Source organism: Methylorubrum rhodesianum (assembly GCF_014199985.1).
In the GTDB taxonomy this organism is placed as follows: domain Bacteria; phylum Pseudomonadota; class Alphaproteobacteria; order Rhizobiales; family Beijerinckiaceae; genus Methylobacterium; species Methylobacterium rhodesianum.
In genome coordinates, this window is the sequence record NZ_JACHOS010000003.1 from 148,454 (window position 1) to 162,374 (window position 13,921).

A 13,921-nucleotide genomic window follows, 5' to 3' on the forward strand; every position below is an offset into this window, starting at 1 on the left:
TACAGCCTTGGAGCCCTTGGCCTTGGAGCCCTTGGCCTTGGAGCCCTTGGCCTTGGAGCCCTTGGCCTTGGAGCCCTTGGCCTTGGAGCCCTTGGCCTTGGAGCCCTTGGCCTTGGTGCCGGATGCCGTCTTCGCCACGGAAAGCCTCCCCCGATACGCGATGGTGCGTCGGACGATCCGGCCGCATCGTCGGCCCCGGGGCCCGCAATCGTCGGGTCGGTGTTCAGGCCCCCGCGTGCCGGACTGTCAACCGCTCGCGGTCTGGTTGACGTGTCAGGGCCGCCGCGCCGTCAGCCTGCACAGGGACGGTCCGGCGCCGCGGGAGGATCAGAAGAGGGGGCGGATCAGAAGAACAGCGTCGTGTTGAGGTAGCCGTAGAAGGTGTCGCCCGTGTCCGGCGCGTTGGGGGCGTTGCGCAGGAAGTCGCCCTTGGCGAGGTAGGCGAGCCCGGTGTCGAGGATCATCTCGTTGGGAATGATCCAGTAGCGCAGGCGTCCCTCGATCTGGTGGCCGGCGAAGGTGCCGGAGCGGCCGGAGCGGTCGCGGATCAGGGTCGCGGCGAAGGTGTCGGTGGCGCTCTCGAGCCAGAGCGGGCGGTAGGCGACGAAGGCGTCCCACACCTTGCTCGGGGTGATCTCGGCGCGAATCGAGGGCGAGATCAGGTTGGCGCGCTGCACCGGGCCGTAGAGGCCGGTCGGGCCGTACTCGAAGCGCCGGGCACCGAACAGGGTGTCGAAGCGGGTGAACTTGCCGTCGTTGTTCCGGTCGCCGCTGGCGTGGTCGTAGTGCAGCGACAGCCTCGGCTTCCACGCGTGGTCGAGGGTGTAGCCGACCTCGGCATGGACGAAATAGGCTGAGACCGTGAGGTCGCGCAGGTCGGTGGCCGCCGCGGTCTCGCGGGCCAGACCGGTCTGGTAGATCGCCTCGAAATCGTAGTCGAACGCGCCGACCTGCGGCCGGCGGGCGAGGCGCATGCCGGGGGTGAACAGGCGCCGGTCGCGGGTCTGGACCGAGCGCAGGCCGGTGCCCGAATCCTGCTCGTAGAGGCCGTAGCCGTAGAGCTCGAACGTGCCGCCGAGGATGTCCGCGAAGGTGTAGGAGGCGCCGAACAGTTGCAGGTTCAGGCTCTCGCGGTCGAACTCGATGCCGTTGTCGAGGATGCCGTTGACGTCGTCGGGCAGGCGGGTGTGCGGCATCACCCACAGGGCGGTGAACTTGTCCCGGTTCGCGCCCTGCCAGTCATAGGTCAGGCCGGTATAGGCGTTGATGGTGTTGCGGAACTGCTGGCGCGAGACGAGGCGGCGCGAGCCGATGTTCTTGGTGAAGCGGCCGACCGTGAGGCTGCTCTTCGAGCCGTCGCCGCCGAGATCGCCCGTGTCGAAGTTCAGATAGGCCTGGCCCGGTTCGAGGGCGTTGATCTCCGTGGTGAAGGCGGAGGAGTTGCGCTGCTGGAAATAGCCGCGGCTGTCGAACAGCTCGACGCCGAGGCGCACCGGGCCCTTGATCCCGTACTCCACGTACAGGGTGGTGAGATACGAGTTCAGGATGTCGTTGGCGGCGAAGGTCGGCACCGGGCGGAACTGGTTGGCGATGCCCTCCACCCGCGGCCGGAACGAGCCGCTGATGCGCCAGTTCTCCGGCTCGCCGAGCGCCTTGTAGAGGACGTTCGGCGGCTGGGCCGGGGCGGCTGCGAAATACGGCCAAGATTGCGCCTTGGCCTTCGCGGCCGATGCCCGGGCGGTCTCCTTTTCCGTCGGGGCGGCGGGCACGGTTTGGGCACGGGCCGGGCCGGAGGGAACGGCGAGGAAGATTCCGGACAGCAGAGACGCGTACAGAACCGATCGTTTCACGGCGGTGCCCCTTGTTTTTGCGGAAATTCTTTCCGTTGAAGGATAAAAATCGCCCAATCTGGTATACAAGTGCAAGAAGGGCGGCAGTTGTTCGTGCGCTTTCTTGGCGGATGGTGAGGCCGTTCGGGCGGTCCGGGTTGGTTTTCCACATCGCGACCTGCGCTGAAAACGGCGTTTTATCAGAGGTTTGGCCGCCAATCGGTGCGGGCTTCGGCCGCCCCGGTCTTGTCCCTCCGCGGCAACGCCGGCGTAAATTATCAAGTATTGATGCCTCGGGCGGGATTAAAAGCGCCTCACTCAGCACCCGATCGCCGACGGGTCTCGCTCTGGCGGCGCCGTGCGGTTCGTGAGGCGCGACGCCGGAACGCCCCGCGCGACCGCTGCGAGCCGGGACGCGCCCTCTCTCGCGTCGAGTTGCCCCGTCCGCACGGTCGATGCGGCCGCGGCATCCCGACCGGCCGCATCGAGGGAGCGGACTGCGACCGAAAAGTCACAGGACGGCGCAGATCTGCGGCCGCGCGAGTTGACGCGTGACTTATCAAATGCAGGGCTTTATGATTTCAATATTGATGCCGATTTATCCAGGATTGCCTGAAGATAAATCAGATCCGCACAGCAGATATGCAAGTCTTTTCCGGGGCGACAGGCCGGGCCGCTTGGCGTTGCGAGGGGCCGGGACTGATGACGGAGGTCTGGTGGATGGGGCGGGTTGCGACGTCACTCCTCGCAGGAGCCACGGCCGCGGTCTCTGCCGCGATGGCCGTCGACGCCGCCCGGGCGGCTGACCTGCCCGTCAAGAAGGCGGTGCCCGTCGAGTACGTCCGGGTCTGCAGCGCGAGCGGTGCGGGCTTCTTCTATATCCCCGGTACCGATACCTGCCTGCGCGTTTCGGGCCGCGCCCGCTTCGAGGCCGGCTACATTCCGGTCCAGAACCGCGCCAACAGCTCGGGCGACCTGTCGCAGTACCGCGGGCTGATGCGCATGAACTTCGATGCGCGCACGCAGACCGGCTACGGGACCCTGCGCGCCTTCCTGCGCCTGGAGGCCGCGAGCCGCACCGGCGTGTTCATGGCCTCGGGCACGCAGCAGCGCGTCGGCAACGCCTTCCCGGCGCTCGGCCAGGACGCGTTCGGCCGGGTCCAGAACTTCATCGTGACCGAGAAGGCCTTCGTTCAGTTCGCCGGGCTGACCGCGGGCCGCGCCTCCTCGTTCTTCGACTTCTACGCCCACGATTACGAGCTGATCAGCTCGACGGCGGGCTCGGACGTGCCCTCCACCAACCTCCTCGCCTACACCCACAAGATCGGCGAGGGCTGGTCCGCGACGCTGTCGATGGAGGACCCGAACTTCCGCAAGAACCCGTTCTACGCCGCCGCGGTCGGCGCCACGGGGACCCTCCCCGGCCAGTCCGGCCTGAACACCGTCCTCGTCACGGCTCCCAGTCCCGTCATCCTCGGCACCAACGCCAGCGGCACCGCCAGCTCGGTCGTCTTCGTCGACACGGTGCAGCGCTCGCGCATGCCGGACTTCGTCGGCGCGCTGCGCCACGACGCCGCCTGGGGCTCGGCCCAGCTCTCGGCCGCCGTCAAGGACGTCAATCTCGGCGGCTTCATCGCCAATTCGGGCCTCTCCGCCCTGACGCCGGTGCCGGGCTCCGCCAGCGGGCCGGTGGGGGCCGGCACCGCCGCAGCGCTGCTCGCCGCCCGCGGCCTCACCTCCGGGTCGCAGACGGCCTATGGCTGGGCCGTGCAGGGCGGGCTCAAGCTCAACCTGCCCTGGATCGCCGCGGGCGACGGGCTCTACCTGCAGGGCGCCTACGGCGAGGGCGCGCTGATCTATACCGGCTTCTCGTACTTCACCGGTACCTATGCCAGCCAGCTCAACCCGGTTCAGGGCGCGCCCTTCGTGCACGCGCTCGCCGACGCGGTGGTCAACCCGCTGTCCGGCCGGATCGAGCTGTCGACGAGCTTCACGGCGACCGCCTCCCTCCTTCACTACTGGACGCCCGAATGGCGCTCCGCCTTCTTCGGGAGCTACGGCGAGATCGGGTTCAGGCGCGGCACCCGCGAGGCGTTCAGCCTCGTCAACGGTCTCGTGGGCGCCGCGGCGCCGCCGACCGGCGCCGCCTTCGCCTTCAGCCCGATCCTGCGCGACAATTACCAGATCATCGCCGGCACCAGCCTGATCTGGTCGCCGGTCAAGGATCTCGATATCGGCATCGAGGGAACCTATATCGGCACCGGCCCGCTCGGCGGGCGCGTCACGGACGCGAGCCGCCCCGTCACGGTGAACGGCCTGCCGGCCTATACCGAGAAGCGCTACGACACGACCCAGATCCGCATGCGGGTCCAGCGCGACTTCTGATCGGTCGCCTTTCTCTGCGCGAGGACGTCCCCGGCTTTCCGTCCCGCGGACGCACCCGCCGGCGGGCCCCGCGGAGAGTAACGCTTTGCGCCGATGGTACGGGCTTTGCCTCGGCGGGCCCGTCCGGATCGGATGACAAGCGCTTCTCTCGGCATCACTATGCGGTTCACGTCGCGTGCACGTCACGCGTGTCGTCCCGGCTGCAACGAGGCGGCCGTCATCAGAAGAAGGTCCGCCGTATGCACCTGAGCCACGCGCTTCTCCTCGCTGCCCTCGCGATTCCGGCGGCCACGGCACCGGTCGGCGCGCAGGAGTTGAGCGGAACCCTCAAGAAGGTGAAGGACACCGGCGCGATCACGATCGGCTATCGCGATTCCTCGGTGCCGTTCTCCTATCTCGACGGCAACCAGAAGCCGGTGGGCTACGCCTACGAGATCTGCCTCAAGATCGCCGATGCGGTCAAAGCGCAGCTGAAGCTCGACAAGCTGGAGGTGAAGCTCAATCCGGTCACCTCGGCGACACGCATCCCGCTGATCGCCAACGGCACGATCGACCTCGAATGCGGCTCGACCACCAACAACGCCGACCGCCAGAAGCAGGCCGCCTTCACCAACACCCACTTCCTCACCGCGACCCGCTACGTCGCTAAGAAGGAGAAGGGCCTCGACAAGACCGACGATCTCAAAGGCCGCACCGTGGTCTCGACCTCGGGCACGACCAACATCCGCCAGATCAACGAAATCAACGCGGCCCGCGGCCTCGGCATGCGGATCCTGCCGGCCAAGGACCATGCGGAGGCCTTCCTGATGGTCGAGACGGGCCGTGCCGATGCCTTCGTGATGGACGACGTGCTGCTCGCCGCCCTGGTGGCCGGGTCGAAGACGCCGGACGCCTACGCCATCTCCTCGGAGGCTCAGTCGAAGCCCGAGCCCTACGGGATCATGCTGCGCAAGGACGATGCGCCCTTCAAGGCGGTGGCCGACGCGGCGACTGCGGCGCTCTACAAGAGCCCGGAGGGCAAGGCGCTCTACGAGAAGTGGTTCACGCAAGCCATCCCGCCGCGGGGCATCAACCTCAAGCTCCCGCTGAGCGAGCCGATGCAGAAGGCTCTCGCCCATCCCAGCGACAGCGCGGACCCGGCCGCCTATTGATCCCTGACGCCAGGGGGCGGCCATGAACTACACCTGGAACTGGGGCATCTTCCAAGAGCCCTCGCCGGAGGGCGCCGGCACCTACGCCGACATGCTGCTCTCGGGCCTGTCCTGGACCATCGCCACGGCGCTCGCCTCCTGGGTCATCGCCTTCTCCCTCGGCTCGGTGATCGGGGTGATGCGCACGCTGCCCTCGCGCGCCGCCAACGCGGTCGGCGCCGCCTATGTCGAGCTGTTCCGCAACGTGCCGCTGCTGGTGCAGATGTTCCTCTGGTACTTCGTGCTGCCGGAACTCCTGCCCGCCGGCCTCGGCACGGCGGTGAAGCAGTTGCCCGACGCGCCGTTCTACACGGCGGTGCTGTGTCTCGGGTTCTTCACCGCCTCGCGGGTGGCCGAGCAGGTGCGGGCGGGCATCCAGTCGCTGCCGCGAGGCCAGCGGATGGCCGGCACGGCCATGGGCTTCACCACGGTCCAGACCTACCGCTACGTGCTGCTCCCCAACGCCTACCGGATCATCCTGCCGCCGCTCACCTCGGAATTTCTCAACAACCTCAAGAACACCTCGGTGGCGCTGACCATCGGCCTGCTCGAACTGACGGCCCGGGCGCGCTCGATGCAGGAATTCTCGTTCCAGGTGTTCGAGGCCTTCACGGCGGCCACGATCCTCTACCTCCTCCTCAACCTGGTTGTGATCGCGGGGGCGACCCTGCTGGAGCGGACCGTCGCCGTGCCGGGGGCGCGCTAGATGTTCGCGAATTTCGACTTCTCGGTCATCGGCGCCTCGCTGCCCTACCTGTTCGGGCAGGGCATGGTGTTCACGCTGACGCTGACCGCGCTCGCCGCCACCGGGGGCATCGTGTTCGGCACGCTTCTCGCCATGATGCGGCTGTCGAGCATCCCCGGCCTGACGCACGCGGCCAAGCTCTACGTCGAGCTGATGCGCTCGCTGCCGCTCGTGCTCGTCATCTTCTGGTTCTACTTCCTCGTCCCCTATATCGGCGCCTGGGCGACGGGCTCGGCCACGCCGATCCAGGTCGGCGCCTTCTCCTCGGCGCTGATCACCTTCACCCTGTTCGAGGCGGCCTACTTCGCCGAGATCATGCGCGCCGGGATCCAGTCGATCCCCAGGGGCCAGACCGCGGCGGCCCGGGCGCTCGGCATGAGCTACGCGCAGACCATGCGGCTCGTGGTGCTGCCGCAGGCGTTGCGCAACATGCTGCCGCTGCTGCTGACCCAGACGATCGTGCTCTTCCAAGACACCTCCCTCGTCTACGTGCTCTCGCTGACCGATTTCCTGGGCGCGGCCTCCAAGGTCGCACAGCGCGACGGGCGGCTCGTGGAAATGTATCTGTTCGCCGCGCTCGTCTACTTCGCCGTCTGCTTCACGGCCTCGCTGCTGGTGCGCCGGCTCCAAGCCCGTACGGCGATCGTCCGGTGAGGGGGAAACGCGATGAGGATGGGCCCATGACGACAGACCCCATGACTTCGGCGCCCATGACTTCGGCGCCCGTAACCTCGGCCCCGCAGCCGGCCGCCGCGGGCGGGTCGATGATCGCCATCGAGGCGGTGTCGAAGTGGTACGGCGAATTCCGTGTCCTGTCCGGCTGCTCCACCGCGGTGAGCCGGGGCGAGGTGGTGGTGGTCTGCGGCCCCTCGGGCTCGGGCAAGTCGACGCTGCTGAAATGCGTCAACGCCCTGGAGACGTTCCAGGAGGGGCAGATCACCGTCGACGGCACGCGGGTGCGGGACAGGGCCACCAACCTGCCGCGGCTGCGCGCGCGGGTCGGCATGGTGTTCCAGCATTTCGAGCTGTTCCCGCATCTGAGCGTCATCGACAACCTGACGCTCGCCCCGCGTAAGGTGCTCGGGCGCTCCAAGGAGGCGGCGACCAAGCGCGGCCTCGACCTCCTGGCGCGGGTCGGGCTCTCGGCCCATGCGCAGAAGCATCCCGGCCAACTCTCGGGCGGGCAGCAGCAGCGGGTGGCAATCGCCCGGGCGCTTGCCATGGACCCGGTGGTGATGCTGTTCGACGAGCCGACCTCGGCGCTCGACCCCGAGATGGTCGGCGAGGTGCTCGACGTGATGGTGGAACTGGCCCGCGACGGCATGACCATGATGGTCGTGACCCACGAGATGGGCTTCGCCCGCAAGGTGGCCGACCGGGTGGTCTTCATGGATCGCGGCGAGATTGTCGAGGACGTCGCCAAGGACACCTTCTTCGACCGGCCCCGCAGCGAGCGGGCCCAGCAATTCCTGTCGAAGATCCTCGCTCATTGAGCGGGATTGATTGGACGGGAATTGGTTGGACGCGGATTGATCGAAGCGAAATCGCGGTTCCGGCTCTCCCCGATCGCACGTCCCGGCTGTATGCTGGCGGCGCGGGCCGCTGAAACCGGCGCTGTTTCCTTCACGCTGCAGCGGCGTGGGGGCTCTGTCCGGCTCGGTTTCGAGAGGCACCGTCCGTGGGGCCGGTCCCGAGCTTGATCGAGACGGGTCCCGGTTATTTCACGCAACTTTCCTCGGATGCCGCGTTATTATTTCGACATCAACGACGGCACGTCCCTGAGGGACGAGGTGGGTCGCGAGATCCAAGACCCGCTCGCCCTGCGCCGCGAGGCTCTGCGGGTGATGACGACCCTGATGGCCGCGGAGGCCGAGGACAGCCAGGATTGCACGCTGGTCCTGACCGTCCGCAACGGCGACGGCGATGGCGTCATGACGATCCGCCTCGTCTGCCAGATCGACGACGGCTGATCCCGAGTCCACCCCGGCCGAAGCGGAGACCGGATCGGCCGGCCCGCGCGGCGCGCGGGTGAGGGCGGCCGTGATCACGGCCCATCCGCGCGCGCCGCCCGGGACCCGTCAACGGGCAGCCCTGCAGACGCCGCATCCGGCCGGAGATCCAGTGCGGGCCCTTCCGGAGGCGCTGCCGCGTGGCCGAGGTCGATCAGGAGCATGTCGAGGAGAACGCGGAGCCGGCGGAAGCCCGAGGCCGGAAGCTTCGCGCGGGCGGCCGCACACAGAGCGGCAATCTCAGCGGTGGCCTGGGCGTTGTCGGCCGGCATCGTCCTTCCCTGGCTGGTGCGTATTCGATGAAGTTGTGAGTCTGGTACGGTGAAGAGGCTAATCAATTCGCCGCATTTAGGCTTGAATATGCTCAATCGAAAACCAAATCAATAATACATCACCTTTAGTTATTGGATGCGACCGAATTTTCGGATCAAAATACCGTGTACTCGCCGGTGGTTGGCGAGACGGTGGGGCTTCAAGTCTATCGGAAAAGCATTGGCGGACTTGACGCGGTTCGCGACGCGTGTGCCGAGCTTTCGCAGGACATGATTTACCTCGATGTGGTCGTCGTCTCGCAGCGGTGCAAGTCTATCGAAAGATTTTCCCCAAGGCGCGGTGGTTCCATCGCGATCGGTCGGTCGGACGACCGGTCATGTCCTGGAATCGGATCCGACTGGATTGTGTGAGGTTGGCGTCTCCCGGTCCCCGTCTGGGGCGCATTCTTTCGTCCACTTTCGCCGAACCGAAATCCGCTTCGGTGGAGAGTGCTCCGGGAAGGGCGGCGCGCGGGCGAGGGGACGGGATAGTGCGCGAGCCCCGCCCTCTCCCGCCCGCCTCCGGCCGCGTCAGAACAGCGAGATGAGGACGATACCGGCCACCATCAGGGCGGCTCCGCCCAGCCGCGACGCGCCGGCCCGCACCCGCTTCATGCCGACCCAGCCGAAGTGATCCAGTGCCACCGAGGTCAGCAGGTTGGCGGTGATCAGCAGGCCGTTGAAGGCGCCGGCCCCGACCTTGTCGACGAACAGCAGGCCGGCGAACACGGCCACGGCCCCGGTGAGGCCGGCCAGCGGCATCCACCAGCGCACCCCTTCCAGGTCGGTCCGCCGCGGCAGCGGCTTCGGCCGCAGCAGGAAGACCAGCACGAAGACGAACACCACCGGCAGGAACGAGACCAGGGCCGCGAGCCAGGGGTTGACCAGGGCCCCGCGCAGCTGTGCGTTCCAGACCACGCCGACCGCCTGCAGCGCGCCCGCGACGACGATGAAGGGATAGAGCAGCCTTGGATTGAGGCCGTGGCCGGTCTCCTGGCTCGCGCCATCCCCGCTCGCGCCCTCCCTGCTCGCGTCCTGGCCGGGCGTGACGCGGGCGATGAACGTCACGCCGACGGCCATGAGCAGGCCGCCGAGCCAGGGCATCGGCTTGAATCCGCCGCCCGGCAGCCCGAACAGGCCCAGCGAATCCATCGCCAGCGAGGTCAGGATGTTGGCGGTCAGCGTCAGGCCGTTGAAGGGGCCGGCGCCGACCTTGTCGACGAAGGCGAGGCCGCCGAACACCGCCACCGCGCCGGCCACGCCCCCCAGGGGCGCGTACCAGGGCATGCCGCCGAGCGTGTCGAGGCCCGGCAGCGGCGTCGGCATCACGAGGAACAGCGTGGCGAAGACGAAGACGATCGGCAGGAAGGAGACCGACGCCGCCAGGAACGGGTTGACGAGCTGCCCGCGCAGCTGCGCGTTCATGGAATTGCCGAGCGCTTGGAGCGCGCCCGCCACGATGATGAAAGGGTAGAGCAGGGCGGCACTCACGCGGGTCGGCCTCCGGATCGACGAGGGGCGGGGGTCAGGCGAGGATCAGGGCCGCGAGCGCGAGCGCGAGCGCCGGGGGCATGACGAGGGCGCCGAGCTTCAGGAACGCCCAGGCGGAGACGTTCTCGCCCTCGCGGCGAATCGCGGTGAGCCAGAGGATCGTGGCGAGCGAGCCCGTGACCGAGAGGTTCGGCCCGAGATCGACGCCGATCAGGACCGCGCCCGCGACCGTCTCCGGGACGTGCGCCGCCTGCACCGCGGCGCCCGCCAGGAGGCCCGCCGGCAGGTTGTTCACGAGATTCGATCCGAAGGCGACGAGGGCGCCGCCGGCCCAGGCCGCGGCGGCGGGATCGCCCTGCGCGGCCTGGCCCAGGAGGTCGGCGAGCCGCGTGAGCAGGCCGGTGTTCTCCAGGGCCTCGACCAGGACGAAGAGCCCGGCGACCAGCGGCAGCACGCCCCAGGAAACGTCCCGGGCGACCGCGACGAATCCGCCCCGGTTGATCGCGAGCACGACGAGGGTGGTGGCGAGGCCGGCGAGGAAGGTCGGCAGGCCGAGCTCGATCCCGGCGGCCGAGGCGCCGATGAGGGCCGCGCCGGTGGCGACGATGCCGAGGCCCGCGACCATACCGCCGAGGCCCAGGGCCGGCGTCTCGACCGCGGTCGCGACCGTCTCGGCCCTCAGCCGCGCGTTCTGGGTCAGGCGAAGGACGATGTAGGTCGCGACGATCGCCAGCAGGGAGGGCAGGGTGAAGGTCGCGAGCCACTGTCCCAGCGGCGGCATGTGCTCGGCGAACACGACGAGGTTGGCCGGGTTCGAGATCGGCAGCACGAAGCTCGCCGCGTTGGCGATGAAGGCGCAGATGAACAGGTAGGGCAGGGGCTGCTTCACGCCGGCCGCCTTCGTCGCGGCGAAGACGGCCGGCGTCAGCACCACCGCGCAGGCATCGTTCGAGAGGAAGACCGTAACCACCGTGCCGACGAGGTAGACGAGTAGAAACAGCCGCGTCGCCGAGCCCTTCGCGGCCCTCACCGCGTGGGCGGCGAGCCAGTCGAACAGCCCTTCCTTCCGGGCGATTTCGGAGAGCAGCATCATCCCGACGAGGAAGAGGTAGACGTCCGTGCCCTTGGCCGTGCCCTCCAGGGCGGTCTGCCAGGGGATCAGGCCGAGAACGACGAGGAGCGCCGCACCGGCCACCGCCCAGACCGCCTCCGGCCAAGCGAAGGGGCGCAGGATCACGCCGAGCGTCGCCAGCGCGGCGATGCCCCAGGTCGCCGCGTTCGGGTTCTGGATCAGCGCGCCCATCGGCGTCGGGCTTCCTTCTGTCGGAGAACGTGACCGGGTTCGGATCGGAGCCGGGCCACCATTGCGGACCGCCGCCGGCATGGGCAGGGCGCGGATCGGGCTCCAGGACTCAAGCCCGAAGGCCCGAGGATCAAGACCCAATACCAAAGCCCTGCGATCCGCATCGACGCCGATCCTCGACGACCGCCGCTCAAGTTCCCTCGAGCGGCACCGTTCCAGCCTGATCCATCACAACAGCGCGATTTTCGAGTGGGGTGTGCGGGCGGGGCCGGCGTGGAGGGCGGCCGGACGCTTCGGACGAGGCGAGCCCCGGTGCGTCGGTGCTCCGTCCTGCCGGGCGCCGGAAAGGGAGGGGCGGAACAGCCTCCTGAAGCGCCGGTTTCCCGAGGGCACAGAGAACCGCCACTGGGAGATCCGCCATGAAGGCCCTGACCCTCGCTCTCGCGAGCACCCTCCTGCTCACGCCCGCCGCCTTCGCCGCCGAAGGTTCGGGCACCAGCCGCTCCGGTACCGCCAACAGCACGGGGCCGAACGATGCCGGGTCCGGCGCGTCGCCCGGGGCGGCCGGCAGCGGACCGACCTCCGGCGACAAGAGCCGCTCCGGCACCGCCAACAGCACGGGGGCCAACGATGCCGGGTCCGGCGCCTCACCCGGTGCCCAGGGCAAGGGCCACGACGCCCGCTAGGGCGCTGTCCGACGACCTGGATGCCGGTTCGTCGTGAGTACACGCGTTGAGACAAGAACCTGGAGTCGACGGTCTGGCGCGATCAGGTCGGACACGGCTCTAGCGTCTTTCGTCAAGGATGCCCGCGCCGCCGTCTGGCCCGGTGGCGGCCTTCGAAGGTGGGGAGGGGCGGGCCCGAAGGCCCATCCTCCGGGCCGCTCGCCCCGCGGCTCGGATGGGCACAAGAGATCGTCCGGATTCCGCACGGCTCCCGGACGATGCTTAGCGGCACCCGCCCGACCGCCTCCCATCACAGAAGGGGAGGCGGCCGAACCGTATCAGTCGTTCTTCACTGTGCCGTCCGGACCGACCTTGACCTCCTGCTCGCGGTCGGTGGCCGCCAGCTTGATCTCGTACTCGACCGAATTGCCCTCACGCTCGACCTCGGCCTCGTAGGCCTTGCTGCCGGGGACCTTCTGCTCGGCCAGGGCGATCGCGTCCTTCAGCGAGACCTTGGCGTTCTGGAAGTCGCTCGCCTTCAGGCGGGTGAAGTAGCGCTCGATCGGCTGGTTCTCGCTCTTGAAGAGTTCCCCCGTGTCGGCGTTGACGCCGTGCTCGACGAGCTTGCCGCTCGGGTACACGACCTTGATCGCGTAGCGCGCCGGGTTCTTGCCGTCGGCCTTCTCGAAATCGGCGTCGATCGCCCGGCCGCCCTTCTCCTCGCCCTCGGCCTTGCCCTCGGCGGTGGCGATGGCCTGGGCGAGGCCGACCTTGGCCGATTTGGCGACCTGCCACTCCTTGAGGTCGCTGTTGGACTTGGCGGCCTCCGTCGCGCTGGGCGCGCGGCCGGTGGTTTCCGGATTCTTGGTCAGGTCGGGGTTCTGGGCCGCAGCGACGCCCGTCATCAGGGCGAGGAGGCCGGTGGCGGCGGTCAGGCGCAGGATGTTCGTCTTCATGGCGGTCGTCTTCATGGCGGGTCTCCCGTTTTCGGGCTTGAGGACCCTCTGAACGGCCCTGACCGCCGCTTGGTTGCGGCGCGGCATGACGTTCGAGGCGCGATGGTACCCGCCGTCTCGCGCCTGCGGTCGCGCGCGCCGATGGCGGCCGCCGAACGGAACGGCGCGGGGCGTGTCATCTTCCGCCTTGACATATATCTAATATGAAAATAACTAATTCGCACTTCGGATATAAGGTGAGTCGGGAGCGCCCCATGAGTTCAGCCGAATCCGAGGCCGCCTTCCTGGCGCGCTACGATCCCGCCGATTACGCGCGGCCCGCCGTCGCCGTCGATCTGGTGCTGCTGGGGCTGTCCGGCGCCCGGCCCGCCATCCTGCTGCTGCAGCGCGATCGCCACCCGCATGCGGGGCGCCACGCGCTGCCCGGCGGCTTCGTCGGGATCGACGAGGCGCTGGAGGACGCCGCCGCGCGTGTCCTGCGCGAGAAGGCGGGGGGCGCGCGGGCGCATCTGGAGCAGCTCTACACCTTCGGCGCCGTGGAGCGCGATCCGCGCATGCGCATCATCACGGTCGCCTATCTCGCGCTCCTGACCGAGGCGGCCTTCGCCGAGGCGCTGGCCCGGGCTCCGGCCCTGCGTCTCGGCACGGTCGTGACGTCCGCAGGAGAGGAATCCGCGGGGGAGGAGCCCGTGACGGTCCGCGCGACCGACGGGGCGGCGCTTCCTCTCGCCTTCGACCACGCCGAGATCGTCGCCCTCGCCCTGCGGCGGCTGCGGGGCAAACTCGATTATTCGGAGGTCGGCTTCGCCCTGCTGCCGGAGCTGTTCACCCTGCGCCAGCTCCAGGACGTGCACGAGGCGATCCTCGGCACGCGCCTGAACAAGCCCGCCTTCCGCCGCCGGATGCTCGACCGCGGCTGGCTCGATCCCACCGGCCGGTTCGAGACGGGCACCTCCTACCGCCCGGCCGAGCTGTACCGCTTCCGTCCGGCGCCCTCGCAATCCCCCTCATAATTCCTCCTGCAATTCCCCTCCCCA

At 68.6% G+C, this 13,921-nt stretch carries 13 protein-coding genes; 9 read left to right on the forward strand and 4 right to left on the reverse strand.

The annotated features are described in order from the left end of the window. Positions 1-344: 344 nt before the first annotated feature. Positions 345-1,850 (reverse strand): alginate export family protein, encoded by a 1,506-nt coding sequence (locus HNR01_RS05335; protein WP_183667028.1) that lies wholly within the window; start codon positions 1,848-1,850, stop codon positions 345-347. Between the two features lie 699 nt (positions 1,851-2,549). On the opposite strand from HNR01_RS05335, the gene HNR01_RS05340 reads away from it, so the two are divergent. From HNR01_RS05340 to HNR01_RS05370, 7 genes are all read left to right on the forward strand, one after another. After that, the gene (locus tag HNR01_RS05340; RefSeq protein ID WP_026105476.1) at positions 2,550-4,214 is read left to right on the forward strand and encodes a porin; all 1,665 of its coding nucleotides are present in this window, start codon (positions 2,550-2,552) and stop codon (positions 4,212-4,214) included. Between the two features lie 239 nt (positions 4,215-4,453). Beyond that, positions 4,454-5,365 carry an amino acid ABC transporter substrate-binding protein gene (locus HNR01_RS05345; RefSeq protein WP_153874421.1) on the forward strand — a complete coding sequence of 304 codons (912 nt, stop codon included), beginning with the start codon at positions 4,454-4,456 and terminating at the stop codon, positions 5,363-5,365. Positions 5,366-5,387: 22 nt separating this feature from the next. Continuing rightward, positions 5,388-6,110, forward strand: a complete 723-nt coding sequence (locus HNR01_RS05350; protein WP_183667029.1) for an amino acid ABC transporter permease — start codon at positions 5,388-5,390, stop codon at positions 6,108-6,110. Further along, positions 6,111-6,803, forward strand: a complete 693-nt coding sequence (locus tag HNR01_RS05355; RefSeq protein ID WP_153874420.1) for an amino acid ABC transporter permease — start codon at positions 6,111-6,113, stop codon at positions 6,801-6,803. Positions 6,804-6,913: 110 nt separating this feature from the next. Continuing rightward, positions 6,914-7,642, forward strand: a complete 729-nt coding sequence (locus HNR01_RS05360; RefSeq protein ID WP_026105475.1) for an amino acid ABC transporter ATP-binding protein — start codon at positions 6,914-6,916, stop codon at positions 7,640-7,642. Positions 7,643-7,888: 246 nt separating this feature from the next. Further along, positions 7,889-8,119 (forward strand): DUF6894 family protein, encoded by a 231-nt coding sequence (locus tag HNR01_RS05365; protein ID WP_153874419.1) that lies wholly within the window; start codon positions 7,889-7,891, stop codon positions 8,117-8,119. Between the two features lie 179 nt (positions 8,120-8,298). After that, positions 8,299-8,469 (forward strand): hypothetical protein, encoded by a 171-nt coding sequence (locus tag HNR01_RS05370; protein ID WP_183667030.1) that lies wholly within the window; start codon positions 8,299-8,301, stop codon positions 8,467-8,469. A gap of 531 nt (positions 8,470-9,000) precedes the next feature. Here HNR01_RS05370 and HNR01_RS05375 read toward each other — a convergent pair. Together HNR01_RS05375 and HNR01_RS05380 are read right to left on the reverse strand one after the other, a co-directional pair. Then, positions 9,001-9,960, reverse strand: a complete 960-nt coding sequence (locus HNR01_RS05375; protein WP_183667031.1) for a DMT family transporter — start codon at positions 9,958-9,960, stop codon at positions 9,001-9,003. Positions 9,961-9,994: 34 nt separating this feature from the next. Continuing rightward, on the reverse strand, positions 9,995-11,263 hold the full coding sequence (locus HNR01_RS05380; protein ID WP_183667032.1) for an arsenic transporter: 1,269 nt from the start codon (positions 11,261-11,263) through the stop codon (positions 9,995-9,997). Between the two features lie 419 nt (positions 11,264-11,682). Between HNR01_RS05380 and HNR01_RS05385 the strand changes: the two genes are divergently transcribed. Next, a complete protein-coding gene (locus HNR01_RS05385; RefSeq protein WP_017484196.1) occupies positions 11,683-11,949 on the forward strand; it encodes a hypothetical protein in 267 nt (88 codons plus the stop codon). Between the two features lie 317 nt (positions 11,950-12,266). On the opposite strand, the gene HNR01_RS05390 is transcribed toward HNR01_RS05385, so the two are convergent. Then, on the reverse strand, positions 12,267-12,884 hold the full coding sequence (locus HNR01_RS05390) for a PepSY domain-containing protein (protein ID WP_183667188.1): 618 nt from the start codon (positions 12,882-12,884) through the stop codon (positions 12,267-12,269). Between the two features lie 254 nt (positions 12,885-13,138). Between HNR01_RS05390 and HNR01_RS05395 the strand changes: the two genes are divergently transcribed. Next, positions 13,139-13,897 carry an NUDIX hydrolase gene (locus tag HNR01_RS05395; RefSeq protein ID WP_183667033.1) on the forward strand — a complete coding sequence of 253 codons (759 nt, stop codon included), beginning with the start codon at positions 13,139-13,141 and terminating at the stop codon, positions 13,895-13,897. Positions 13,898-13,921: the final 24 nt, after the last annotated feature.

What these genes read in the sequence shown, in the direction of transcription:
- HNR01_RS05340 (WP_026105476.1), top strand. Translation starts at nt 2,550, where the DNA reads ATGGGGCGGGTTGCGACGTCACTCCTCGCAGGAGCCACGGCCGCGGTC.
- HNR01_RS05395 (WP_183667033.1), top strand. Translation starts at nt 13,139, where the DNA reads ATGAGTTCAGCCGAATCCGAGGCCGCCTTCCTGGCGCGCTACGATCCC.
- HNR01_RS05355 (WP_153874420.1), top strand. Translation starts at nt 6,111, where the DNA reads ATGTTCGCGAATTTCGACTTCTCGGTCATCGGCGCCTCGCTGCCCTAC.
- HNR01_RS05345 (WP_153874421.1), top strand. Translation starts at nt 4,454, where the DNA reads ATGCACCTGAGCCACGCGCTTCTCCTCGCTGCCCTCGCGATTCCGGCG.
- HNR01_RS05350 (WP_183667029.1), top strand. Translation starts at nt 5,388, where the DNA reads ATGAACTACACCTGGAACTGGGGCATCTTCCAAGAGCCCTCGCCGGAG.
- HNR01_RS05390 (WP_183667188.1), bottom strand. Translation starts at nt 12,884, where the DNA reads ATGAAGACGAACATCCTGCGCCTGACCGCCGCCACCGGCCTCCTCGCC.
- HNR01_RS05360 (WP_026105475.1), top strand. Translation starts at nt 6,914, where the DNA reads ATGATCGCCATCGAGGCGGTGTCGAAGTGGTACGGCGAATTCCGTGTC.
- HNR01_RS05385 (WP_017484196.1), top strand. Translation starts at nt 11,683, where the DNA reads ATGAAGGCCCTGACCCTCGCTCTCGCGAGCACCCTCCTGCTCACGCCC.
- HNR01_RS05380 (WP_183667032.1), bottom strand. Translation starts at nt 11,263, where the DNA reads ATGGGCGCGCTGATCCAGAACCCGAACGCGGCGACCTGGGGCATCGCC.
- HNR01_RS05365 (WP_153874419.1), top strand. Translation starts at nt 7,889, where the DNA reads ATGCCGCGTTATTATTTCGACATCAACGACGGCACGTCCCTGAGGGAC.